Annotated in this window: 28 protein-coding genes; 27 read left to right on the forward strand and 1 reads right to left on the reverse strand. The window is 59.8% G+C overall.

Going from position 1 to position 20,103, the window contains the following annotated elements; all coding sequences use genetic code 11:
• Positions 1-16 precede the first annotated feature (16 nt).
• From rplB to rplQ, 24 genes are all read left to right on the forward strand, one after another.
• Positions 17-844 carry a 50S ribosomal protein L2 gene (gene rplB / locus QD280_RS16575; RefSeq protein ID WP_043334862.1) on the forward strand — a complete coding sequence of 276 codons (828 nt, stop codon included), beginning with the start codon at positions 17-19 and terminating at the stop codon, positions 842-844.
• A 22-nt stretch (positions 845-866) separates the two neighbouring features.
• The gene (gene rpsS / locus QD280_RS16580) at positions 867-1,142 is read left to right on the forward strand and encodes a 30S ribosomal protein S19 (protein ID WP_024950655.1); all 276 of its coding nucleotides are present in this window, start codon (positions 867-869) and stop codon (positions 1,140-1,142) included.
• Positions 1,143-1,161: 19 nt separating this feature from the next.
• Entirely contained in the window at positions 1,162-1,494 is a 333-nt protein-coding gene (gene rplV / locus QD280_RS16585; protein WP_043334859.1) for a 50S ribosomal protein L22, read from the forward strand.
• Between the two features lie 10 nt (positions 1,495-1,504).
• Positions 1,505-2,197: a 30S ribosomal protein S3 gene (rpsC, locus tag QD280_RS16590; protein ID WP_043334856.1), complete on the forward strand. Its 693-nt coding sequence runs from the start codon at positions 1,505-1,507 to the stop codon at positions 2,195-2,197.
• Positions 2,198-2,208: 11 nt separating this feature from the next.
• Positions 2,209-2,622, forward strand: a complete 414-nt coding sequence (gene rplP, locus QD280_RS16595) for a 50S ribosomal protein L16 (RefSeq protein ID WP_043334854.1) — start codon at positions 2,209-2,211, stop codon at positions 2,620-2,622.
• A complete protein-coding gene (gene rpmC, locus QD280_RS16600; RefSeq protein WP_024950659.1) occupies positions 2,622-2,813 on the forward strand; it encodes a 50S ribosomal protein L29 in 192 nt (63 codons plus the stop codon). Before rplP ends, rpmC begins: the two co-directional genes overlap by 1 nt.
• 1 nt (position 2,814) lies before the next feature.
• A complete protein-coding gene (gene rpsQ, locus QD280_RS16605; protein WP_043334852.1) occupies positions 2,815-3,075 on the forward strand; it encodes a 30S ribosomal protein S17 in 261 nt (86 codons plus the stop codon).
• A 50-nt stretch (positions 3,076-3,125) separates the two neighbouring features.
• Positions 3,126-3,497, forward strand: a complete 372-nt coding sequence (rplN, locus tag QD280_RS16610) for a 50S ribosomal protein L14 (protein WP_043334850.1) — start codon at positions 3,126-3,128, stop codon at positions 3,495-3,497.
• A gap of 15 nt (positions 3,498-3,512) precedes the next feature.
• Positions 3,513-3,830, forward strand: coding sequence for a 50S ribosomal protein L24 (gene rplX / locus QD280_RS16615; protein ID WP_043334846.1), 318 nt, complete (start codon positions 3,513-3,515; stop codon positions 3,828-3,830).
• A gap of 17 nt (positions 3,831-3,847) precedes the next feature.
• Positions 3,848-4,387, forward strand: a complete 540-nt coding sequence (rplE, locus tag QD280_RS16620; protein WP_043334844.1) for a 50S ribosomal protein L5 — start codon at positions 3,848-3,850, stop codon at positions 4,385-4,387.
• Positions 4,388-4,396: 9 nt separating this feature from the next.
• Positions 4,397-4,702 carry a 30S ribosomal protein S14 gene (rpsN, locus tag QD280_RS16625; RefSeq protein WP_043334842.1) on the forward strand — a complete coding sequence of 102 codons (306 nt, stop codon included), beginning with the start codon at positions 4,397-4,399 and terminating at the stop codon, positions 4,700-4,702.
• A 32-nt stretch (positions 4,703-4,734) separates the two neighbouring features.
• Positions 4,735-5,127, forward strand: coding sequence for a 30S ribosomal protein S8 (gene rpsH, locus QD280_RS16630; RefSeq protein WP_043334840.1), 393 nt, complete (start codon positions 4,735-4,737; stop codon positions 5,125-5,127).
• Between the two features lie 9 nt (positions 5,128-5,136).
• Positions 5,137-5,667 carry a 50S ribosomal protein L6 gene (rplF, locus tag QD280_RS16635; RefSeq protein WP_216060035.1) on the forward strand — a complete coding sequence of 177 codons (531 nt, stop codon included), beginning with the start codon at positions 5,137-5,139 and terminating at the stop codon, positions 5,665-5,667.
• A 9-nt stretch (positions 5,668-5,676) separates the two neighbouring features.
• Positions 5,677-6,027, forward strand: coding sequence for a 50S ribosomal protein L18 (gene rplR / locus QD280_RS16640; RefSeq protein WP_024950667.1), 351 nt, complete (start codon positions 5,677-5,679; stop codon positions 6,025-6,027).
• A gap of 11 nt (positions 6,028-6,038) precedes the next feature.
• Complete coding sequence (gene rpsE, locus QD280_RS16645; RefSeq protein ID WP_054556902.1) at positions 6,039-6,539, forward strand: 30S ribosomal protein S5; 501 nt, start codon at positions 6,039-6,041, stop codon at positions 6,537-6,539.
• A gap of 6 nt (positions 6,540-6,545) precedes the next feature.
• Entirely contained in the window at positions 6,546-6,728 is a 183-nt protein-coding gene (rpmD, locus tag QD280_RS16650) for a 50S ribosomal protein L30 (protein WP_024950669.1), read from the forward strand.
• A gap of 3 nt (positions 6,729-6,731) precedes the next feature.
• The gene (gene rplO, locus QD280_RS16655) at positions 6,732-7,166 is read left to right on the forward strand and encodes a 50S ribosomal protein L15 (protein ID WP_043334834.1); all 435 of its coding nucleotides are present in this window, start codon (positions 6,732-6,734) and stop codon (positions 7,164-7,166) included.
• Complete coding sequence (gene secY, locus QD280_RS16660) at positions 7,167-8,501, forward strand: preprotein translocase subunit SecY (protein ID WP_043334831.1); 1,335 nt, start codon at positions 7,167-7,169, stop codon at positions 8,499-8,501.
• Between the two features lie 34 nt (positions 8,502-8,535).
• Positions 8,536-8,649, forward strand: coding sequence for a 50S ribosomal protein L36 (gene rpmJ / locus QD280_RS16665; protein WP_077373351.1), 114 nt, complete (start codon positions 8,536-8,538; stop codon positions 8,647-8,649).
• Between the two features lie 131 nt (positions 8,650-8,780).
• On the forward strand, positions 8,781-9,137 hold the full coding sequence (gene rpsM / locus QD280_RS16670) for a 30S ribosomal protein S13 (RefSeq protein WP_024950672.1): 357 nt from the start codon (positions 8,781-8,783) through the stop codon (positions 9,135-9,137).
• Positions 9,138-9,167: 30 nt separating this feature from the next.
• Positions 9,168-9,551, forward strand: coding sequence for a 30S ribosomal protein S11 (gene rpsK / locus QD280_RS16675; protein WP_043334827.1), 384 nt, complete (start codon positions 9,168-9,170; stop codon positions 9,549-9,551).
• Between the two features lie 12 nt (positions 9,552-9,563).
• Positions 9,564-10,184, forward strand: a complete 621-nt coding sequence (rpsD, locus tag QD280_RS16680) for a 30S ribosomal protein S4 (protein ID WP_043334824.1) — start codon at positions 9,564-9,566, stop codon at positions 10,182-10,184.
• 74 nt (positions 10,185-10,258) lie between these two features.
• On the forward strand, positions 10,259-11,257 hold the full coding sequence (gene rpoA / locus QD280_RS16685) for a DNA-directed RNA polymerase subunit alpha (RefSeq protein WP_043334822.1): 999 nt from the start codon (positions 10,259-10,261) through the stop codon (positions 11,255-11,257).
• Between the two features lie 46 nt (positions 11,258-11,303).
• Positions 11,304-11,690: a 50S ribosomal protein L17 gene (gene rplQ, locus QD280_RS16690; RefSeq protein WP_043334820.1), complete on the forward strand. Its 387-nt coding sequence runs from the start codon at positions 11,304-11,306 to the stop codon at positions 11,688-11,690.
• Positions 11,691-11,874: 184 nt separating this feature from the next.
• Here rplQ and uvrA read toward each other — a convergent pair whose 3' ends face one another.
• The gene (gene uvrA / locus QD280_RS16695) at positions 11,875-14,754 is read right to left on the reverse strand and encodes an excinuclease ABC subunit UvrA (RefSeq protein WP_279840037.1); all 2,880 of its coding nucleotides are present in this window, start codon (positions 14,752-14,754) and stop codon (positions 11,875-11,877) included.
• Between the two features lie 207 nt (positions 14,755-14,961).
• On the opposite strand from uvrA, the gene QD280_RS16700 reads away from it, so the two are divergent.
• The 3 genes from QD280_RS16700 to QD280_RS16710 all read left to right on the forward strand — a co-directional run bounded on the left by QD280_RS16700 (position 14,962) and on the right by QD280_RS16710 (position 20,072).
• Positions 14,962-16,377 carry an MFS transporter gene (locus QD280_RS16700; protein WP_054556904.1) on the forward strand — a complete coding sequence of 472 codons (1,416 nt, stop codon included), beginning with the start codon at positions 14,962-14,964 and terminating at the stop codon, positions 16,375-16,377.
• Positions 16,378-16,464: 87 nt separating this feature from the next.
• Entirely contained in the window at positions 16,465-17,121 is a 657-nt protein-coding gene (gene ssb, locus QD280_RS16705) for a single-stranded DNA-binding protein (RefSeq protein WP_131432841.1), read from the forward strand.
• Positions 17,122-17,564: 443 nt separating this feature from the next.
• Positions 17,565-20,072 (forward strand): bifunctional diguanylate cyclase/phosphodiesterase, encoded by a 2,508-nt coding sequence (locus tag QD280_RS16710; RefSeq protein ID WP_279840038.1) that lies wholly within the window; start codon positions 17,565-17,567, stop codon positions 20,070-20,072.
• The last annotated feature ends 31 nt before the right edge of the window (positions 20,073-20,103 follow it).

Below are 20,103 nucleotides of genomic sequence, written 5' to 3' on the forward strand. Positions count from 1 at the left end.
GGCAGGAGTACGGAACATGGCAATTGTTAAGACAAAACCTACCTCCGCCGGTCGCCGCCACCTGGTAAAGGTCGTCAATGACGAACTTTTCAAAGGTCGCGCGTACGCTCCGCTGCTTGAAAAGCAGTCAAAGTCCGGTGGTCGTAACAATAATGGTCGCATCACTACTCGCCACATCGGCGGTGGTCATCGTCACCATTACCGTCTGGTCGATTTCAAGCGCAACAAGGATGGCATTCCGGCCATCGTTGAGCGTCTGGAGTACGATCCGAACCGTAGCGCGAACATCGCGCTGGTGAAGTACCTTGACGGCGAACGTCGCTACATCATTGCACCGAAAGGTGTCTCTGCTGGCGATCGTCTCGAGTCTGGTGTTAACGCACCGATCAAGAAAGGCAACGCTCTGCCGCTGCGCAATGTCCCGGTGGGTTCCACCGTTCACTGTGTAGAGCTGAAGCCAGGCAAGGGCGCCCAGATCGCTCGTAGTGCAGGTACCAGTGCCCAGGTCGTGGCACGTGACGGTAACTACACCACGCTGCGTCTGCGCTCTGGCGAGATGCGTAAGGTGCTGTCCGAATGCCGTGCAACTCTCGGCGAAGTGGGCAACTCCGAGCACAGCCTCCGTCAACTGGGCAAGGCCGGTGCTAAGCGTTGGAGAGGCGTGCGCCCGACTGTTCGCGGTGTCGCGATGAACCCGGTCGATCACCCGCATGGTGGTGGTGAAGGTCGTACCTCTGGTGGCCGTCACCCGGTCAGCCCGTGGGGCGTCCCGACCAAGGGTCACAAGACTCGCAAGAACAAGCGCACCGATAAGCTTATCGTCCGTCGCCGCAAGGCCAAGTAACAGATATTGAGGGGTAACGGCTGTGCCACGTTCACTGAAGAAAGGTCCTTTTATTGACCTTCATCTGCTGAAGAAGGTTGAGACAGCAGTGGAAAAGAACGACCGCAAACCGATCAAGACCTGGTCGCGTCGTTCCATGATCCTGCCGAACATGGTCGGGCTCACCATTGCCGTCCATAACGGTCGCCAGCATGTCCCGGTTCTCGTTTCTGAGGAAATGGTCGGTCACAAGCTCGGCGAGTTTGCTGCCACCCGCACATACCGCGGGCACGCTGCAGATAAAAAAGCCAAACGGTAAGCCAGAGAGGATTTAAGAGATGGAAGTAGCTGCTAAGCTGCGCGGCGCTCGTTTATCCGCCCAGAAGGCCCGTTTGGTGGCTGACCAGGTGCGCGGTAAGCCGGTCGCCGAGGCGCTGAATCTGCTCGCTTTCTCACCGAAGAAGGCCGCGAAGATTGTTCGCAAGGTTCTGCAGTCCGCGATCGCGAATGCGGAAGAAAACAACGGCATGGACATTGACGAGCTTCGCGTCTCGACTATCTGTGTCGACGAGGGCATGACGCTCAAGCGCATCCAGCCACGTGCCAAAGGCCGTGCGGATCGTATCTTGAAGCGCACTTGTCATATCACCGTCAAGGTAGCCGAGAAGTAGGAGACGACCAATGGGTCAGAAAGTTAATCCGACAGGTTTCCGACTGGGTATTGTCAAGGATCATACCTCTGTCTGGTACGCCGAAGGCGCTACCTATGCCGACAAACTGAACAACGATCTGCAGGTGCGTGGATTCCTGGAAGAGCGTCTGAAAAGCGCTTCCGTGAGCCGCATCAGCATCGAGCGTCCGGCAAACAACGCCCGTATTACCATTCACACCGCCCGTCCGGGTATCGTGATCGGTAAGAAAGGTGAAGATGTCGACCGCCTTCGTCGTGAAGTTTCCGAGATGATGGGCGTTCCCGTCCACATCAACATCGAGGAGATTCGCAAGCCGGAACTCGATGCCAAGCTGGTTGCTGCCAATGTGGCAGGTCAGCTCGAGCGTCGTGTCATGTTCCGTCGTGCGATGAAGCGTGCTGTGCAGAACGCAATGCGTCTGGGCGCCAAGGGCATCAAGATTCAGCTCTCTGGTCGTCTCGGCGGTGCCGAAATCGCCCGTACCGAATGGTACCGCGAAGGCCGCGTTCCGCTTCACACCCTGCGTGCTGACATTGATTACTCCACCTTCGAAGCTCACACCACCTACGGCATCATTGGTGTCAAGGTCTGGATCTTCAAAGGCGAGATCCTCGGTGGCATCGAAGAGGTGCGAGCCAAGGCGAAGCAGCCCGCGTCCGCACCCAAGAAGAAAGGCAAGTAAGGGGGTAATCGATGTTACAGCCCAAGCGTATGAAATTCCGCAAGATGCAGAAAGGTCGCAACCGTGGCCTGGCGCATCGCGGAAGCAAGGTAAGCTTTGGTGAGTTTGGCCTGAAAGCCACCGGCCGTGGTCGTATCACCGCTCGTCAGATCGAAGCTGGCCGTCGTGCCATCACTCGTCACGTCAAGCGTGGCGGTAAGATCTGGATCCGTGTCTTCCCAGACAAGCCGATCTCCAACAAGCCGTTGGAAGTTCGTATGGGTAAAGGTAAGGGTTCTGTCGAGTACTGGGTCGCTCAGATCCAGCCCGGCAAGGTCCTCTACGAGATCGAAGGTGTATCCGAAGAGCTGGCCCGTGAAGCATTTAGCCTGGCCGCTATGAAGATGCCGATCTCCACCACCTTTGTTAAGCGGACGGTGATGTGATGAAAGCCCAAGAACTCCGTGAAAAGTCAGTCGAGGCGCTCCAGGAGCAGTTGTTCGAACTGCTGCGTGAGCAATTCAATCTGCGCATGCAGAAGGCAACAGGCCAGCTGAGCCAGGTTCACCTGCTCAAGCAGACTCGTCGCCAAATTGCTCAGGTTAAGACTGTGCTCAACCAGAAGTCAGGTGAGTAAAATGGCCGAAGAAACTAAAGCACGCACACTCACCGGCAAGGTGGTGAGTGACAAGATGGAAAAATCCATCGTTGTCATGGTCGAGCGCCGTGAGCGTCACCCGATCTATGGCAAGTACCTGAGACGCTCCACCAAGCTGCACGCCCATGATGAGGCGAATCAGGCTCGGATCGGTGACACCGTCTCTATCGCCGAGACTCGTCCGCTGTCCAAGAAGAAAGCCTGGACCCTGGTCGAGGTGGTTGAACAGGCCAAGGGTTAATCCCTAGGCCAGTTCCCACCAGGCAGTCAGATTAGGTTTGGAGAAAACCGATGATTCAGACTCAGACAATGCTGGATGTCGCCGACAACAGTGGCGCGCGCCGGGTGCAATGCATCAAGGTGCTGGGTGGTTCACACCGCCGTTACGCTCGTGTTGGAGACATCATCAAGGTCACCGTCAAAGAAGCTATCCCGCGTGGCAAGGTCAAGAAAGGCCAGGTCATGAAGGCAGTGGTCGTTCGTACCAAAGCCGGTGTCCGTCGTAATGACGGTTCCGTGATCCGCTTCGACGGTAATGCGGCCGTTCTGTTGAACAACACCAACGAACAGCCGATCGGTACCCGTATCTTCGGCCCGGTTACCCGTGAACTTCGTAGTGAGAAGTTCATGAAGATCATTTCCCTGGCGCCCGAAGTGCTGTAAGGAGCGGAAGCGGATATGCAAAAGATCAAACGTGACGATGAAGTCATCGTCATCGCCGGGAAGGACAAGGGCAAGCGCGGTACCATCAGCAAGGTGCTGAAAGGTGAGCGTCTGCTCGTGTCCGGTGTGAATATGATCAAGCGTCACACCAAGCCCAACCCGATGCTGGGCACCCAGGGGGGTATCGTCGAGCGCGAGGCTCCGATTCACGCGTCCAACGTGGCCATCTTCAACCAGGAGACCGGCAAGGCGGATCGTGTCGGAATCCAGGTACAGGAAGACGGTACTAAGGTACGCATCTTTAAGTCGACTCAGAAGCTGATCGACGCCTAACGCGAGTCGGGTACAACATGGCGAACTTGAAAGAACGTTATCAGAACGAAGTGGCCGCCCAGCTTAAAGAGCAGTTCGGCTACGCCAATGTGATGCAGGTTCCCCGCATCACCAAGGTGACCCTGAACATGGGTATCGGTGAAGCCACCGCTGACAAGAAGCTGATCGACAACGCGTTTGCCGATCTCCAGATGCTTTCTGGTCAGAAGCCCATCGTCACCAAGGCACGCAAGTCCATCGCTGGCTTCAAAGTCCGCGAAGGATGGCCGATCGGTGTTAAGGTGACCCTGCGCAGCGATCGTATGTGGGACTTCCTGGACCGTCTCGTGAACGTGGCTATCCCGCGCGTTCGTGACTTCCGTGGTCTGAACCCGAAGTCCTTCGATGGCCGTGGAAACTACTCCATGGGTGTGCGTGAGCAGATCATCTTCCCGGAGATCGAGTATGATAAGATCGACCGGATTCGTGGCCTGGACATCACCATCACCACTAGCGCCAACACCGATGATGAAGGTCGTGCGTTGCTGGGCGCGCTGAACTTCCCGTTCAAGAAATAAGGGTGGATCATGGCAAAGAAAAGCATGGTTGAGCGCGAGCTCAAGCGCACCAAGCTGGTCGCTAAGTACGCCGCCAAACGCGACGCACTGAAGACCATCATCAACGACGTCAACGCTTCTGAAGAAGAGCGCTTCGACGCACAGCTGAAGCTGCAGCAGCTGCCGCGTGATGCCAGCCCGGTCCGTCAGCGTAACCGCTGCCGTATCACTGGCCGTCCGCACGGCTACTACAACAAGTTCGGCCTGAGCCGCAACAAGCTGCGTGAAGCCGCTATGCGTGGTGACGTGCCTGGTCTGACCAAGTCCAGCTGGTAACACCACTGCAAGAATTCAGGAGCGCAACGTAAATGAGCATGCAAGACACTCTGGCGGATATGTTCACTCGTATCCGCAATGCGCAGATGGCCACCAAGGAGACGGTTACCATGCCGTCTTCCAAGCTCAAGGTTGAAGTGGCCCGCGTATTGAAGGAAGAGGGTTATATTTCCGAGTTTGCCGTCGCAGAAGGCGCCAAGCCGGAACTGACCGTGACCCTCAAGTACTTCGAAGGCAAGTCGGTTATCGAGAGCATCAAGCGTATTTCCAAGCCGTCCCTGCGCCAGTACAAAGGCAAGGGTGAGCTTCCGAAAGTCGCAGATGGCCTGGGTATTGCGATCGTTTCCACCTCCCGGGGCGTGATGACCGATCGTGCGGCCCGTCAAGCTGGTGTCGGCGGCGAAGTCCTCTGCACCGTATTCTAGGAGTTTGGAATGTCCCGCGTAGCCAAGTATCCGGTTAAATTGCCGAACGGCGTCGAGGCAAAGCTCGACGGCGACAAGCTGACCGTGAAGGGCAGCAAAGGCCAGCTGGAACTGACCGTCCACCAGGACGTGGTCATCTCTATGGAAGAAGGTCAAATGACCTTCGTTCCGTCCGAGACCGCCAAGAACTGGGCGATGGTTGGTACCACTCGTGCTCTGGTCAACAACATGGTGTCTGGTGTTTCCGAAGGCTTCACCAAGTCTCTGGAAATCAATGGTGTGGGTTATCGTGCCCAGGCCAAAGGCCAGACAATCAACCTGACACTGGGCTTCTCACACCCGGTCGACTATGAACTGCCGGCAAGTGTTACGGCTGAAACGCCGAAGAACACTCAGATCGTCCTCACGTCTGCTGACAAGCAGGCTTTGGGTCAGGTCGCCGCAGAGATTCGCGCATTCCGTCCGCCGGAGCCCTACAAGGGCAAAGGTATTCGGTACAGCGACGAAGTCGTCCGTCGTAAAGAAGCCAAGAAGAAGTAAGGCAGGGTTATGAACGCGAAGAAAGAATCTCGTCTCCGTCGTGCCCGCCGCGCTCGTGCGAAAATCCGCGAGCTGGGCGTGTTTCGCCTGTGCGTGAACCGCACCCCGCGTCACATCTACGCGCAGATCATCTCGCCGGATGGCGGCCAGGTCCTGGCCACCGCATCCACGCTCGACAAGAGCCTGCGCGAAGGTTCTACCGGTAACTCGGACTCCGCCGCCAAGGTGGGTGCTCTGATTGCCGAGCGCGCGAAGGAAGCGGGTATCAAGCAAGTGGCTTTCGATCGCTCCGGGTACAAGTACCACGGTCGCGTGAAGGCCCTGGCCGATGCCGCACGTGAAGGCGGCCTGGAATTCTAAAGGGTTTTACGATGGCGAATATCGAACAGAAGGGCGGTGACCTGCAAGAGAAGCTCGTGCAGATCAACCGCGTCGCCAAGGTAGTCAAGGGCGGCCGTATCTTCGGTTTCACCGCTCTGACTGTCGTTGGTGACGGCAATGGTCGTGTTGGCTTCGGCCGTGGCAAGGCGCGTGAAGTGCCGGTCGCGATCCAGAAGGCAATGGACCAAGCTCGTCGCAACATGATCAAGGTTGACCTGAAGGGCCACACCCTGCAGTACCCGGTGAAGGCTCGTCACGGCGCATCCAAGATCTACATGCAGCCAGCGTCCGAAGGTACCGGCATCATTGCCGGCGGTGCGATGCGTTCCGTGCTCGAACTGGCAGGCGTCCATGACGTCCTGGCCAAGTGCTACGGTTCCACCAATCCGGTCAACGTGGTGCGCGCGACCATCAACGGTCTCGCTGCCATGAAATCTCCGGAAGACATCGCCGCCAAGCGTGGCCTGTCTGTCGACAAGATTGCGGGGTAAGGCACCATGGCAGCTAAGATCACGGTAACCCAGATCCGCAGCACCATCGGCGTCCTCGAAAAGCACAAGGCCACTATGAAAGGTCTTGGCCTGCGCCGCATCGGTCACACTGTCGAGCTGGAAGACACCCCCGCGGTACGCGGCATGATCAACAAGGTTCACTACCTTGTCCGTGTTGAGGGAGAGTAATCCATGAAATTGAATACCCTGAGTCCGGCCCCGGGCTCCAAGCACGCTGCAAAGCGTGTCGGTCGTGGTATCGGCTCCGGTCTTGGTAAGACCGGCGGTCGTGGCCACAAGGGCCAGAAGTCCCGTTCCGGTGGCAGCGTCAAGCCGGGCTTCGAAGGCGGTCAGATGCCTATGCAGCGTCGCCTGCCGAAGTTTGGTTTCACTTCCGCGAAGTCTCTGATTTCTGAAGAAGTGCGCCTGAGCGAACTGGCACTGGTAGACGGCGAGATCGTCGACCTCGAAACGCTGAAGAAGGCCAACGTGCTTCGTGATTCCACGAAGTTCGCGAAGGTCATGCTCTCCGGCGAACTGGACAAGGCAGTCACGGTTCGCGGCATTAAGGTCACCAAAGGTGCCCGTGCTGCGATCGAAGCTGCCGGTGGCAAGGTAGAGGACTAAATGGCTAAGTCAGGAAACGTACCGGCGATGCAGGGAAGTGGGTTGAGCGAACTCTGGGCGCGTTTGCGCTTCGTGTTCATCGCCATCGTGGTGTACCGAATCGGTGCACACATCCCCGTTCCCGGTATCAATCCTGACCAGCTTGCTGCCTTGTTCAGGGAAAACCAGGGCACCATCCTGAGCATGTTCAACATGTTCTCCGGTGGTGCACTGGAGCGAATGAGTATCTTCGCGCTGGGCATCATGCCCTACATATCCGCGTCGATCATCATGCAGCTCCTGACGGTGGTCTCGCCTCAGCTTGAGCAGTTGAAAAAGGAAGGCGAGGCCGGCCGTCGCAAGATCAGCCAGTACACGCGCTACGGCACGGTAGTACTGGCCCTGGTCCAATCGATCGGCATGGCAGTCGGACTGGTCGGAAACGGTGTCGCCTATTCCGCTGACTTCAGCTTCTACTTCACCGCCGTGAGTACGTTCGTGGCTGGTGCAGTGTTCCTGATGTGGCTGGGAGAGCAGATCACCGAGAAGGGTATCGGCAACGGGATCTCACTGATCATCTTTGCTGGTATTGTCGCCGGGCTGCCGAGTGCCATCGGCCAGTCTTTCGAACTGGCGCGCAATGATGGTGCCTGGAATGTGCTTCCGCTGCTGGCGCTGACGCTGCTCGCAGTCATTACCGTTGCCTTCGTGGTGTTCATCGAGCGCGGCCAACGCCGCATCACGGTGAACTATCCGCGCCGTCAGGTTGGCAACAAGATGTATGCAGGTCAGAGCAGCTACTTGCCGATGAAGGTCAACATGGCCGGGGTCATCCCGCCGATCTTCGCGTCAAGCATCCTGCTGTTCCCTGCGTCGATGGGTCAATGGTTTGGCCAGAGTGAAAGCATGCAATGGTTGCAGACGGCATCTCAGGCTCTCGGGCCGGGTCAGCCACTGTATATCTTGCTTTTCGCTGCCGCTGTAGTATTCTTCTGCTTCTTCTACACGGCGCTGGTCTTCAATCCGAAGGATGTTGCTGACAACCTCAAGAAGTCAGGAGCGTTTCTGCCGGGTATTCGCCCAGGCGAACAGACCGCCCGTTACATCGATAAGGTGATGACTCGCCTGACGCTGTTCGGCGCCCTCTACATCACCCTAGTCTCCCTGATGCCTCAATTCCTCGTTGTTGCATGGCAGGTTCCGTTCTATTTCGGCGGCACCTCTCTGCTCATCGTGGTCGTGGTGGTCATGGACTTCATGGCCCAGGTGCAGTCGCATCTGATGTCAAATCAGTATGCGTCGGTGATGAAGAAGGCCAACCTCAAAGGCTATGGCAGCGGTGGCATGATGCGCTGATTGCGCAGCCCCTGTTAGCAAACTGGAGAGAACGATGAAAGTTCGAGCTTCCGTCAAGAAAATTTGCCGTAACTGCAAGATCATTCGGCGTCGTGGCGCAGTGCGGGTCATCTGCACTGAGCCCCGCCACAAGCAGCGTCAGGGTTAATTCCCTCGACCCGCTTAGCTGAATACAAGCTCGGGTGCTGGCATACCCCCTTGTTCCCAATGGGATCAAGGGGTATGCTATTGCGCCCTTTGTGGATGTAAAATCCGCCGCTAACCTTTCGGAGAAAACTGATGGCCCGTATTGCTGGCGTCAATATCCCGGACAACAAGCACGCGGCGATCTCGCTGACTTATATCTTCGGGATTGGCCGTACGCGTGCACAGCAGATCTGCGCCGCTCTCGGTTTAGAACCGAGCGTCAAGATCGCTGATCTGTCTGTTGAACAACTGGACCTGGTTCGTGCCGAGGTGGGTAAGTACACCGTCGAAGGCGACCTGCGTCGTGAGATCACGCTGAACATCAAGCGTCTCATGGACCTCGGTTGCTATCGTGGCCTGCGCCATCGTCGTGGTCTTCCGTTGCGCGGTCAGCGCACCAAGACCAACGCACGTACACGCAAAGGTCCGCGTAAACCGATTCGCAAGTAAACGAACTGGCGTTTAGACAGGAAACATCTAATGGCTAACCCGAGTAAGCGCAAGAAGGTTAAAAAGCAGGTAGTGGATGCCATCGCGCATATCCACGCCTCTTTTAACAACACTATCGTGACGATCACAGACCGCCAGGGCAATGCTCTTTCCTGGGCAACTGCCGGTGGTTCGGGTTTTCGTGGTTCTCGCAAGAGCACCCCGTTCGCTGCGCAAGTCGCAAGTGAACGTGCAGCGACCGCTGCAGCCGAATATGGTGTGAAGAACGTCGACGTGCTGGTCAAGGGCCCGGGTCCGGGTCGTGAGTCCGCCGTGCGTGCTCTCAATGCCGCAGGCTTCCGCGTGCAAAGCATCACCGACGTGACCCCCATCCCGCATAATGGGTGCCGTCCGCCGAAGAAACGCCGCGTTTAAGGAGACAGACTCATGGCTCGTTATATTGGACCGAAGTGCAAACTGTCTCGTCGTGAAGGCACCGACCTCTTCCTGAAGAGTGGCGTGACTCCGTTCGAGAAGAAGTGCAAATCCGAACAACCCCCGGGTGTTCATGGCCAGCGCCGTCAGCGTCTTTCAGACTACGGCCTGCAGCTGCGTGAAAAGCAGAAGGTACGTCGCATGTACGGCGTGCTGGAAAAGCAATTCCGCAACTACTACAAAGAAGCCGCTCGCCTCAAGGGTGCGACCGGTGAGGTTCTGCTCCAGCTCCTCGAGACTCGTCTCGACAACGTCGTCTACCGCATGGGCTTCGGCTCCACGCGTTCCGAGGCACGTCAGCTGGTCAGCCACAAGGCGATCGCCGTGAACGGCCGTACCGTCAACGTTGCTTCCTTCAAAGTGAAGGCTGGCGATGTGGTCACCGTTCGTGAGAAGGCCAAGAACCAGGCTCGCATCCAGCAGTCTCTGGCACTCGCTGCCAACCGCGGTGATGTCTCCTGGGTCGACGTCGACTCCAAGAAGATGGAAGGCACTTTCAAGGCTGTCCCCGAGCGTGGCGACCTGTCTGCCGATATCAACGAAAACCTGATCGTCGAGCTGTACTCCAAGTAATGTAACGCCGGGCCGATTCGTCGGCCCGGCTGGAGTACCCAGATTATCCGTTTGGCAGCCTTAAAGGTGTTCTTATGCAGCGCTCAGTGACAGAGTTTCTCCGTCCTCGCGATATCAAGGTCGAGGAAGTCAGCGCCCATCACGCGCGAATCGTCCTCGAACCCTTCGAGCGTGGTTTCGGCCACACCCTGGGGAATGCTCTGCGTCGCATCCTGCTTTCTTCCATGCCCGGCTGTGCCGTCGTGGAAGCTGAGATCGAAGGCGTTCTGCACGAGTACAGCGCCATTGAAGGGGTGCAGGAGGATGTAATCGAAATCCTGCTGAACCTCAAGGACGTGGCCATCAAGATGCATGGTCGCGACGAAGCTGTGCTGGCGCTGAACAAGAAGGGCCCGGGTATCGTGACTGCTGGCGACATCGCTGGCGACCACGATCTCGAAATCGTGAATCCGGATCACGTCATCGCTCACCTCAATGATGGTGGCGAGCTGAAGATGCAGCTCAAGATCGCTCGTGGCCGCGGCTACGAAGCGGCAGATGCTCGCATCTCTGCTGATGACGAATCACGTGCCATTGGCCGCCTCCAGCTGGATGCGACCTTTACCCCGGTTCGTCGGGTCTCCTATGCCGTCGAGGCTGCGCGTGTTGAACAGCGCACCAACCTCGACAAGCTGGTGATCGACCTGGAAACCGACGGCACACTGGATCCGGAAGAAGCGATCCGCCGCTCCGCAACTATCCTGCAGGAGCAGCTGGCCGCCTTCGTTGATCTGGAAGCAGACAAGGAACAGGAAGTCGAAGAAGAGGAAGATCAAATCGATCCGATCCTTCTCCGTCCCGTAGACGATCTTGAGCTGACTGTTCGCAGTGCGAACTGTCTCAAGGCCGAGAATATCTATTACATCGGTGATCTCATTCAGCGCACCGAAGTTGAGCTGCTGAAGACCCCGAATCTCGGCAAGAAGTCCTTGAATGAAATCAAGGACGTGCTGTCCGCGCGTGGTCTGTCCCTCGGCATGCGGTTGGAAAACTGGCCGCCCGCAAGCCTGAAGGACGACAAGGCTTCCGCTTAAGGAAGCCCGGTCGGCTCAAGCCCCAGACTGGTAAGGAATCACAACCATGCGTCATCGTAAGAGTGGTCGTCACCTGAACCGTACCAGCTCTCACCGTGAAGCCATGTTCAAGAACATGTGCATCTCTCTGGTAGAGCACGAAGTCATCAAGACTACCCTGCCGAAAGCCAAGGAACTGCGTCGTCATATCGAGCCGCTGATCACCCTGGCCAAGCAGGACACCGTTGCGAACCGCCGTTTGGCGTTCTCTCGCACGCGCTCCAAGGAAGCGGTCGGCAAGCTCTTCAACGAGCTCGGCCCGCGCTACACCTCCCGTCCGGGCGGTTACCTGCGCATCCTGAAGTGCGGCTATCGCGCCGGTGACAATGCCCCGATGGCATTCGTCGAGCTGGTCGATCGTCCGGTTGCCTCCGAGGCAGCGGGCGAAGAGTAAGCTTCGGCTTGCTTCGTCCACAAGAAAAGGCCAACCCTCACGGGTTGGCCTTTTTTTATGCCTGGCGGTTGGCCGGGTGACACGGGCGTGTCATTTGCCGAAAGGTTCACCTCGCCCCGGGGTGTGTTGAGAGTGTGCTGGGGCGAGGTGATTCAGAGGAGCGGAAGGGGGCGTGAGCCGGCGCCTAGCTGCTGGTCTCGGCCTTCTTCTTGCTGCTCGCGGTGCCACTGGTGGCTTTCTGGCGCTCCAGCAGCGGGGCCAGGAAGCGACCGGTGTGCGAGATCTCCTGCGTGGCCAGTTGCTCCGGCGTGCCTTCGGCGATGATCTGGCCGCCGCCTGAGCCGCCCTCCGGGCCGAGGTCGATCAGCCAGTCGGCGGTCTTGATCACATCCAGGTTGTGCTCGATCACGACCACGGTGTTGCCGTGATCACGTAGGCGGTGCAACACGACCAGCAGCTGGCGAATATCCTCGAAGTGCAGACCGGTGGTCGGCTCATCGAGAATATAGAGCGTCTTGCCGGTATCGCGCTTGGCCAGCTCACGCGCCAGCTTGACGCGCTGGGCTTCACCGCCGGACAGCGTGGTCGCGCTCTGGCCGAGGCGGACGTAGGAGAGGCCGACATCCATCAGCGTCTGCAGGCGGCGGGCGATGGCCGGAACCGGCGAGAAGAACTCCAGCGCCTCCTCGATGGTCATCTCCAGCACTTCGTGAATGTTCTTGCCCTTGTACTGCACTTCAAGCGTCTCGCGGTTGTAGCGCTTGCCCTTGCAGACATCGCAGGGCACGTACATGTCGGGCAGGAAGTGCATCTCGACCTTGATCAGGCCGTCGCCCTGACAGGCCTCGCAGCGGCCGCCCTTGACGTTGAAGCTGAAGCGGCCCGGCTTGTAGCCACGGGCGCGTGCTTCCTGGGTGCCGGAGAACAGCTCACGGATCGGCGTGAAGATGCCGGTATAGGTCGCCGGATTGGAGCGCGGCGTCCGCCCGATGGGGCTCTGGTCGATATCTACCATCTTGTCGAACAGGTCCAGCCCTTCGATGGTGCCGTAGGGCGCGGGCGTCAGGGTGGTGGCCCGATTGAGCTCACGCGCCGCCAGCGGCATCAGGGTGGCATTGATCAGCGTCGACTTGCCTGAGCCCGAGACCCCGGTGATGCACGTCAGCAGGCCTGTCGGCAGCGTCAGCGTCACATCCTGCAGGTTGTTGCCGGTGGCACCGGTCAGGCGCAGCACCTTGTCAGGGTTGGCCGGAAGGCGGTAGGGCGGCACGGCGATCTCGCGCTCGCCGCTCAGGTATTGCCCGGTCAATGAGCCCGGCGTGGCCTCGATCTGCTCCGGCGTGCCCTGGGCGACAATCTCGCCACCATGCACGCCGGCGCCCGGGCCGATATCCAGCACGTGGTCGGCGGCGCGAATCGCGTCCTCATCATGCTCGACCACGATCACGGTGTTGCCCAGGTCGCGCAGATGGATCAGCGTCTTGAGCAGGCGATCATTGTCGCGCTGATGCAGGCCGATGGACGGCTCATCGAGGATGTACATCACCCCGACCAGGCCGGCACCGATCTGGCTGGCGAGACGGATACGCTGCGCCTCACCGCCAGACAGGGTATCGGCGCTGCGCTCCAGGGTCAGATAGTCGAGGCCGACATTGACGAGAAACTCGAGGCGCGCCTGGATCTCATGCACGATCTTGGCGGCGATCTCGCCCTTGCGTCCCGGCAGGCTCAGCTTGCCGAACTCTTCCCATGCTTCACCGATCGGCTGACGCACGACCTCGGAGAGCGTGCGGTCATCGACATAGACGTTGCGCGCTTCACGGCGCAGGCGCGAGCCGTCGCAGCTCGGGCACGGCTGGACCGCCAGATAGCGGGCGAGGTCCTCGCGCACCATGTTGGATTCGGTCTCGCGGTAACGACGCTCCATGTTGGGTAGCACGCCCTCGAAGGGGTGCTCGCGGGTCACCTTGCGGCCACGGTCATTCACGTAGCTGAAGGCGATGTCCTCGCGGCCACTGCCATTGAGCACGGCGTCACGCGCTTCATCGCTGAGCGACTCCCAGGCCGCTTCCAGCGCGAAGCCGTAATGCTCGGCAACGGCCTGCAGCTGGCTGAAGTAGTAGACACTGCGGCGGTCCCAGCCCTTGATGACGCCTTCGGCCAGTGACAGCTCAGGGTGGCTGATCAGCTTGTCGGGATCGAAATACTGCTTCACGCCGAGGCCGTCACAGGTCGGGCAGGCACCCGCCGGGTTGTTGAAGGAGAACAGGCGCGGTTCCAGCTCGGCCAGCGCATAGCCACACACCGGACAGGCGAAGCGCGAGGAGAAGACGAGGTCTTCCTGTTCGCCATCCATGAAGTGCAGGCGTGCGCTGCCGTCGGCCAGATTCAGCGCGGTCTCGAAGGATTCGGCCAGGCGCTGCTTGAGGTCTTCGCGCACCTTGAAGCGATCGACGACGACGTCGATGTCATGCTTCTTGTTCTTCTCCAGCGGCTTGAGGTCATCCAGCTCGACGATCACGCCGTCGATGCGTGCCCGCACGAAGCCCTGGGCGCGCAGCTCTGACAGCAGCTGGAGGTGCTCACCCTTGCGGCCACTGACCACGGGAGCCAGCAGCATCAGCTTGCTGCCTTCCGGCAGGGCGAGCGCCTGATCAACCATCTGCGAGATGGTCTGGGCTTCCAGATCAATCGCGTGGTCCGGGCAGCGCGGCGTACCGGCGCGTGCATACAGCAGGCGCAGGTAATCGTAGATCTCGGTAATGGTGCCGACGGTGGAGCGCGGGTTGTGCGAGGTCGATTTCTGTTCGATGGAAATCGCCGGTGACAGACCTTCGATATGGTCGATGTCCGGCTTTTCCATCATCGACAGGAACTGACGTGCGTAGGTGGACAGTGATTCGACGTAGCGCCGCTGTCCCTCGGCATAGAGAGTGTCAAAGGCAAGTGATGACTTGCCGGAACCGGAAAGTCCGGTCACCACGATCAGCTTGTCACGCGGCAGTTCGACATCGATGTTCTTGAGGTTGTGGGTGCGCGCACCCCTCACCTGAATCCTGTCCATTGCCACCTCGGGCTGCGTCGATAAAAGCAACGATTATAAGGCGCGGGTGAAACACCCGGCAAAGGCTGCATGCTTTCAAAGCCGCCTAGCGGGCCTTAGAATATGCAGTCCACTGGTGGGCGACCACCGTTGGACGTCACATCTCGGCGACCCACGTGGTCGGCCTCCCTCTTCTTGACTGTCATGCTCCGGAGCCCGCCGCCGCCCATGAAAACCTCTCGACTGCTCGCGCCGGAACGCCGCGCCATCGTCGGCCTTGCCAGCCTCTATGCGACTCGCATGCTGGGGCTGTTCATGGTGTTGCCGGTGCTGGCGCTCTATACCCGTGACCTCGCCGGAGCCACACCGACACTGGTCGGCGTGGCGCTGGGTGGCTACGGGCTGACCCAGGCATTGCTGCAGATTCCGTTCGGCTGGCTGTCAGACCGACTGGGGCGCAAGGCCGTGATCGGCTTCGGACTCGGGTTGTTCATTCTGGGCTCGCTGGTCGCGGCGACGGCCGACAGCATCGAGATGATCATCCTCGGGCGCTGTCTGCAGGGCAGCGGCGCCGTGGCGGGAGCGATCATGGCACTGCTGGCCGATCAGACCCGGGAGGAGGTTCGCACCATGGCGATGGCCTCCATCGGCATGTCGATCGGGGTCGCCTTTGCACTGGCGATGGTCGCAGGGCCACTGGCCGCAGATGCCTTCGGCCTGTCGGGGGTCTTCTGGTTGACCGCCGTGATGGCCGTCGCGAGCCTGTTCGTGCTCTGGAAGCTGGTGCCAGCTGCGCCCAGGCGTCAACATCAGGATGTGGGGCTTGATAGGCGCCAGCTCAAGGGTATCCTCGCGAATTCCGCATTGTTGCGCATGGATGTGTCGATCTTTGCGCTGCACATGATCCTGACCGCCTGCTTCGTGGCTATTCCCCAGCAGCTGGTCAATTTCGGCATCGCCCCGGCGCATCACGGCTGGATCTACCTGCCATTGATGGGGCTGGCCTTTGTCGCCATGCTGCCGCTTGTCATCGTGGCCGAGAAGTATCGGCGCATGAAGCCCGTCTTCCTGGGGGCCGTCGCGACCATCGCGACAAGCTTGCTGCTACTGGGAGTCGATGGCATCGAGCATGCCGGGCTGGCGATGTTCCTCGGCCTGCTGTGGCTGTTCTTCGTCGCCTTCAATCTGCTTGAGGCGACCTTGCCGTCGATGATCTCAAAGCTGGCCCCGGCCGGTGCCAAGGGCACGGCGATGGGGGTCTATTCCACCAGTCAGTTCCTGGGCGCCTTCGTGGGCGGTGTCGGGGGCGGCTGGTTGACCGGGCATTTCGGTCTGAGCGGCGTGTTCTTCGCCATGGGGCTGGTCGCCATTCTGTGGTTGGCCGTGGTGTGGGGCATGCAACCGCCGCGACATCTGGGCAGTGAAGTGATCGGCCTGTCACCCGAGGCCGCGCAATTGTCGGCCGTCGAGCTGCAGACACGCCTGCTGGCGATCGCCGGCGTGGAAGAGGCGCTCGTGGTGCGTGAGGAACGGGTCGCTTATCTCAAGGTCACACGCGATACACTGGATGACAAGGCGCTGGCCCGTTTCACTCGCCAGCGTGATGACGAAACTCCGGCAGGCGCGGAAGTGCCTGCCAGCTGAACCCTGACATCGGCAACACATTGCCGGTGCACTCGATACCTTCTCCGGTGCCCATGGCGCGCCGGTCTATTTGCAGGAGTAATCTTCATGGCTCGTGGCGTAAACAAGGTCATTCTGATCGGTAATCTCGGTCAAGACCCGGAAGTTCGCTTCACCCCGTCCGGTAGTGCGGTGTGCAACCTGAACCTCGCGACGACGGACACCTGGAATGATCGCCAGAGCGGTCAGCGTCAGGAACGTACCGAATGGCACCGTGTGGTGATGTTCAACAAGCTGGCTGAAGTGGCCCAGCAATACGTCAAGAAAGGCTCACGCCTGTATATCGAAGGCCGCCTGCAGACGCGCAAGTGGCAGGATCAGAACGGCAATGACCGTTACAGCACCGAAATCGTGGCCAACGACATGCAGATGCTGGATACGCGTGGTGAAGGTGGCGGCGGCAACTTCGCTGGTGGTCGCCCGCAGCAGGCGCCTCAGCAGGGCGGCCAGCAACCGGCCGCAGCACCCCAGCAGGGTGGCCAGTTCGGTGGTCAGCAGCCGGCCCCGCAGCAAGGTGGCCAGTTCGGTGGTCAGCAGCCAGCCCCTCAGCAAGGCGGGCAGTTCGGTGGTCAGCAGCCGGCACCTCAGCAGGGCAACAACTTCGGTGGCCAGCAGCCTGCCCAGCAGAACAACTCCCAGAACAACAATTTCGGTGCGCCGCCCGCGGGCAGCTTCGATGATTTCGATGATGAAATCCCGTTTTGAATAAAGTTTTTCGCCTGTGCGCCGATAGAACGCGCAAGCGATAACGATGAAAAGGCCCTCGTTCAGCGAGGGCTTTTTTTTGAATTAACCATAAGATGTTCGCGTTTTTGTTTATGTAAGCGTTTGTTTTTCATGAATTATTGCTGATCATGAAAAATGGTGCCGAGCGCGACATCCAGTGGCTTGTGCCGCGCGTAAGGGAGGTTGAGCGCCGGTCCATTGCGGCTCATACATGCGTTGCAAACGAGCGTTGTGCAAAAACGCTTCATGGCCGTATTCTCTTGGTATCTCGCCGTTGGACTGCCAGTGTTGTCGGGTGGCAATCCATGGCCTGAGAAGCCTGTCGTGGTACTCCAGAGGGAGTGCTGGCGACATGACGCCGTTGTCGGATTTCCGCCCCTATCTTGCCGACTGTGGCATGCCCCTGATGATTGAGGTTATTCATGCATGGCAGTTATTCCTACCCACTGGTCGCCCTGTCAATCGTGGTCGCCGTGCTGGCTTCACATGCAGCGCTGCAGCTGATTCGTCAGGTCGCGCTGGCCCCTTCGCGCGCCACCAGCCTCGGCTGGCTGGTGGGCGGAGCCGTGGCGATGGGGCTGGGTGTCTGGGCCATGCATTTCATCGGCATGCTGGCGTATGAAAGCCCGGCTTCGGTCACCTATGCGCCCGGCCTGACGGCGTTGTCGGTGCTGATCGCGATGCTGGCCTCGGGGCTGGCGCTCTGGGTGAATACGCTGCCACGCCTGACGCCGATGCTGTTGATGACGAGCGGGACCATCATGGGCGGCGGCATCGCCACGATGCACTACACCGGCATGGCGGCGATGCAGATGCACATGCCATACCGCTATGACCCGCTGCTGTTCGCGGGGTCCATCGTGGTGGCGGTGGTGGCCGCGACGGCGGCCCTGTGGCTGGGAGGTTTCTTCTTGCGCCAGCGCCGCCCCAATCGCATCTATCAGGCCCTGGCGGCCGGCGCGATGGGACTTGCCATCGCCGGCATGCATTACATCGGCATGGCGGCGATGGAGATGATGCCGCTGACCACGCCCATCATCTCTCCCGCCGGGGCGGGCATGAACTCCGGGCAGAATCTGTGGCTGGCCCTGGCCATCGCGATCGCGACCCTGGCCGTGCTGGGGCTGGCACTCCTGGCCATCAGTGCCGAGCAGCGCATGCGTCGCAGTCGCCATTACCGCTCGCGTCTGGATGGCCTGCTGGAGTATCGGACCCGGGAGCTGCGTCATGAGCGCGATCAGGTGGCGGTCATGCTGGATTCCATCGATGAAGGAGTGATCAGCCTCGATCGCGAGGGCCATATCCAGCACATCAATCCCATCGCTGCCGAACTGTGTGGCTGGGACCCGTCGTTGGCCCGCGGGCGTCCCTGGGCGCGCATCTTGCAGCTGCGCCATGAAGGTACGTTGCAGTCGGTTGCCAGCCAGCTGGAAGGGGTCTTGCAACGTGGCGAAGTGGTGCACATGTCCAGCCAGACGCTGCTGGTGGCACGTGATGGCAGTGAATGTGCTGTGGAACTCAAGGCCTCGCCCGTGCGCCGTCGCAGTGGGGATGTCGAGGGGGCCGTTCTGGTCTTCCGCGACATCAGCTATCGCCAGGCCATGATTCGGCGTCTCAACTTCCAGGCGCATCACGACAGTCTGACCGGCCTGCACAATCGCACCGCCTTCGATGACTCTCTTACCGCGGCGCTGGCCGATGGCGGCTTTCACCAGCTGCTGTACCTGGATCTCGACTTTTTCAAGGTGGTCAACGACACCTGCGGTCACGCGGCCGGAGACACCGTGTTGCGCGAGCTCTCCGCGCTGATGCGAGCACATGTGCGGGAAACGGATGTACTGGCACGCCTGGGGGGCGATGAATTCGCCGTGCTGCTCTATCGCTGTTCTCGCGAGCAGGCCATCGAGCGTGCCGAAGCGCTGTGCGCGGCCGTCAGTGCCTATCGCTACTACGATGAGGGGCGGCCATTCCAGTTGGGCGTCAGTATCGGGGTCGCGCCGGTCGAGGGCGGTGTCCAGGCCTCCGAAGTCCTGCGTCAGGCGGATGGGGCCTGCTACATGGCCAAGCAGAGCGGGCGCAATCAGGTGCATGCCTACCATGACGGAGATGCGGGATTCGAGCGCGCCCAGCGCGAGGTGCAATGGCTGCCGCTGCTGCACGAGGCGCTGGAGAATGATCGCTTCACGCTGTACATCCAGCCGATCCGCTCGCTGAGTGATGCCACCAGCAAGCCCTACTATGAGGTGCTGCTGCGCTACGTCAACGACTCGGGCGAGCACCTGGCCCCGGCGCACTTCATGGCGACGGCGGAGCGATTCGGCCTGATGCCCGAGATTGATATCTGGGTCGTCACCCAGGCGCTGCAGGTGCTGGAGTCCGATGATGGCCGCATCGAATCGGATGCCGTGCTGGCGATCAACCTCTCCGGTCAGAGCATGGGTGACCTGCGCATGCGCGATCAGCTGGCGGCGCTGGTCACGCAAAGCTCCGTCATGCCACAGCGGCTGTGCTTCGAGATCACCGAGACGGCGGCCATCAGCAATCTGGCCCAGGCGCGCGAGTTCATCTATAGCATGCGACGGCTCGGCTGCAGCTTCGCCCTGGATGACTTCGGCAGTGGCATGTCGTCCTTTGCCTACCTCAAGGAGCTGCCGGTCAATCAGCTCAAGATCGACGGCGCCTTCGTGCGCAACCTGACTCGCGATAGCCTCGACGCCGCCATCGTCTCCGCCATCTGTGGCATCTGTGCCCAGATGGGCATCATCACGGTGGCGGAATATGTCGAGCGTCTTGAGCTGATCCCCGCCCTCGAGCTGATCGGTGTCGACTTCGTGCAAGGCTACGGCATCGGCCGTCCTCACCCGATCGGCGCCCCTTTGATCCCCATCACTCCACGCAACAACGGGCCTGCAGCCAGTCTGCAAGGTTGATAGAATGACACCTTTGCATCGTCGCCTCTTG

It is taken from the genome of Cobetia sp. 1AS1 (genome assembly GCF_029846435.1).
GTDB lineage: Bacteria > Pseudomonadota > Gammaproteobacteria > Pseudomonadales > Halomonadaceae > Cobetia > Cobetia amphilecti.

What these genes read in the sequence shown, in the direction of transcription:
- rplB (WP_043334862.1), top strand. Translation starts at nt 17, where the DNA reads ATGGCAATTGTTAAGACAAAACCTACCTCCGCCGGTCGCCGCCACCTG.
- rplV (WP_043334859.1), top strand. Translation starts at nt 1,162, where the DNA reads ATGGAAGTAGCTGCTAAGCTGCGCGGCGCTCGTTTATCCGCCCAGAAG.
- rpsC (WP_043334856.1), top strand. Translation starts at nt 1,505, where the DNA reads ATGGGTCAGAAAGTTAATCCGACAGGTTTCCGACTGGGTATTGTCAAG.
- rplP (WP_043334854.1), top strand. Translation starts at nt 2,209, where the DNA reads ATGTTACAGCCCAAGCGTATGAAATTCCGCAAGATGCAGAAAGGTCGC.
- rpmC (WP_024950659.1), top strand. Translation starts at nt 2,622, where the DNA reads ATGAAAGCCCAAGAACTCCGTGAAAAGTCAGTCGAGGCGCTCCAGGAG.
- rpsQ (WP_043334852.1), top strand. Translation starts at nt 2,815, where the DNA reads ATGGCCGAAGAAACTAAAGCACGCACACTCACCGGCAAGGTGGTGAGT.
- rplN (WP_043334850.1), top strand. Translation starts at nt 3,126, where the DNA reads ATGATTCAGACTCAGACAATGCTGGATGTCGCCGACAACAGTGGCGCG.
- rplX (WP_043334846.1), top strand. Translation starts at nt 3,513, where the DNA reads ATGCAAAAGATCAAACGTGACGATGAAGTCATCGTCATCGCCGGGAAG.
- rplE (WP_043334844.1), top strand. Translation starts at nt 3,848, where the DNA reads ATGGCGAACTTGAAAGAACGTTATCAGAACGAAGTGGCCGCCCAGCTT.
- rpsN (WP_043334842.1), top strand. Translation starts at nt 4,397, where the DNA reads ATGGCAAAGAAAAGCATGGTTGAGCGCGAGCTCAAGCGCACCAAGCTG.
- rpsH (WP_043334840.1), top strand. Translation starts at nt 4,735, where the DNA reads ATGAGCATGCAAGACACTCTGGCGGATATGTTCACTCGTATCCGCAAT.
- rplF (WP_216060035.1), top strand. Translation starts at nt 5,137, where the DNA reads ATGTCCCGCGTAGCCAAGTATCCGGTTAAATTGCCGAACGGCGTCGAG.
- rplR (WP_024950667.1), top strand. Translation starts at nt 5,677, where the DNA reads ATGAACGCGAAGAAAGAATCTCGTCTCCGTCGTGCCCGCCGCGCTCGT.
- rpsE (WP_054556902.1), top strand. Translation starts at nt 6,039, where the DNA reads ATGGCGAATATCGAACAGAAGGGCGGTGACCTGCAAGAGAAGCTCGTG.
- rpmD (WP_024950669.1), top strand. Translation starts at nt 6,546, where the DNA reads ATGGCAGCTAAGATCACGGTAACCCAGATCCGCAGCACCATCGGCGTC.
- rplO (WP_043334834.1), top strand. Translation starts at nt 6,732, where the DNA reads ATGAAATTGAATACCCTGAGTCCGGCCCCGGGCTCCAAGCACGCTGCA.
- secY (WP_043334831.1), top strand. Translation starts at nt 7,167, where the DNA reads ATGGCTAAGTCAGGAAACGTACCGGCGATGCAGGGAAGTGGGTTGAGC.
- rpmJ (WP_077373351.1), top strand. Translation starts at nt 8,536, where the DNA reads ATGAAAGTTCGAGCTTCCGTCAAGAAAATTTGCCGTAACTGCAAGATC.
- rpsM (WP_024950672.1), top strand. Translation starts at nt 8,781, where the DNA reads ATGGCCCGTATTGCTGGCGTCAATATCCCGGACAACAAGCACGCGGCG.
- rpsK (WP_043334827.1), top strand. Translation starts at nt 9,168, where the DNA reads ATGGCTAACCCGAGTAAGCGCAAGAAGGTTAAAAAGCAGGTAGTGGAT.
- rpsD (WP_043334824.1), top strand. Translation starts at nt 9,564, where the DNA reads ATGGCTCGTTATATTGGACCGAAGTGCAAACTGTCTCGTCGTGAAGGC.
- rpoA (WP_043334822.1), top strand. Translation starts at nt 10,259, where the DNA reads ATGCAGCGCTCAGTGACAGAGTTTCTCCGTCCTCGCGATATCAAGGTC.
- rplQ (WP_043334820.1), top strand. Translation starts at nt 11,304, where the DNA reads ATGCGTCATCGTAAGAGTGGTCGTCACCTGAACCGTACCAGCTCTCAC.
- uvrA (WP_279840037.1), bottom strand. Translation starts at nt 14,754, where the DNA reads ATGGACAGGATTCAGGTGAGGGGTGCGCGCACCCACAACCTCAAGAAC.
- QD280_RS16700 (WP_054556904.1), top strand. Translation starts at nt 14,962, where the DNA reads ATGAAAACCTCTCGACTGCTCGCGCCGGAACGCCGCGCCATCGTCGGC.
- ssb (WP_131432841.1), top strand. Translation starts at nt 16,465, where the DNA reads ATGGCTCGTGGCGTAAACAAGGTCATTCTGATCGGTAATCTCGGTCAA.
- QD280_RS16710 (WP_279840038.1), top strand. Translation starts at nt 17,565, where the DNA reads ATGCATGGCAGTTATTCCTACCCACTGGTCGCCCTGTCAATCGTGGTC.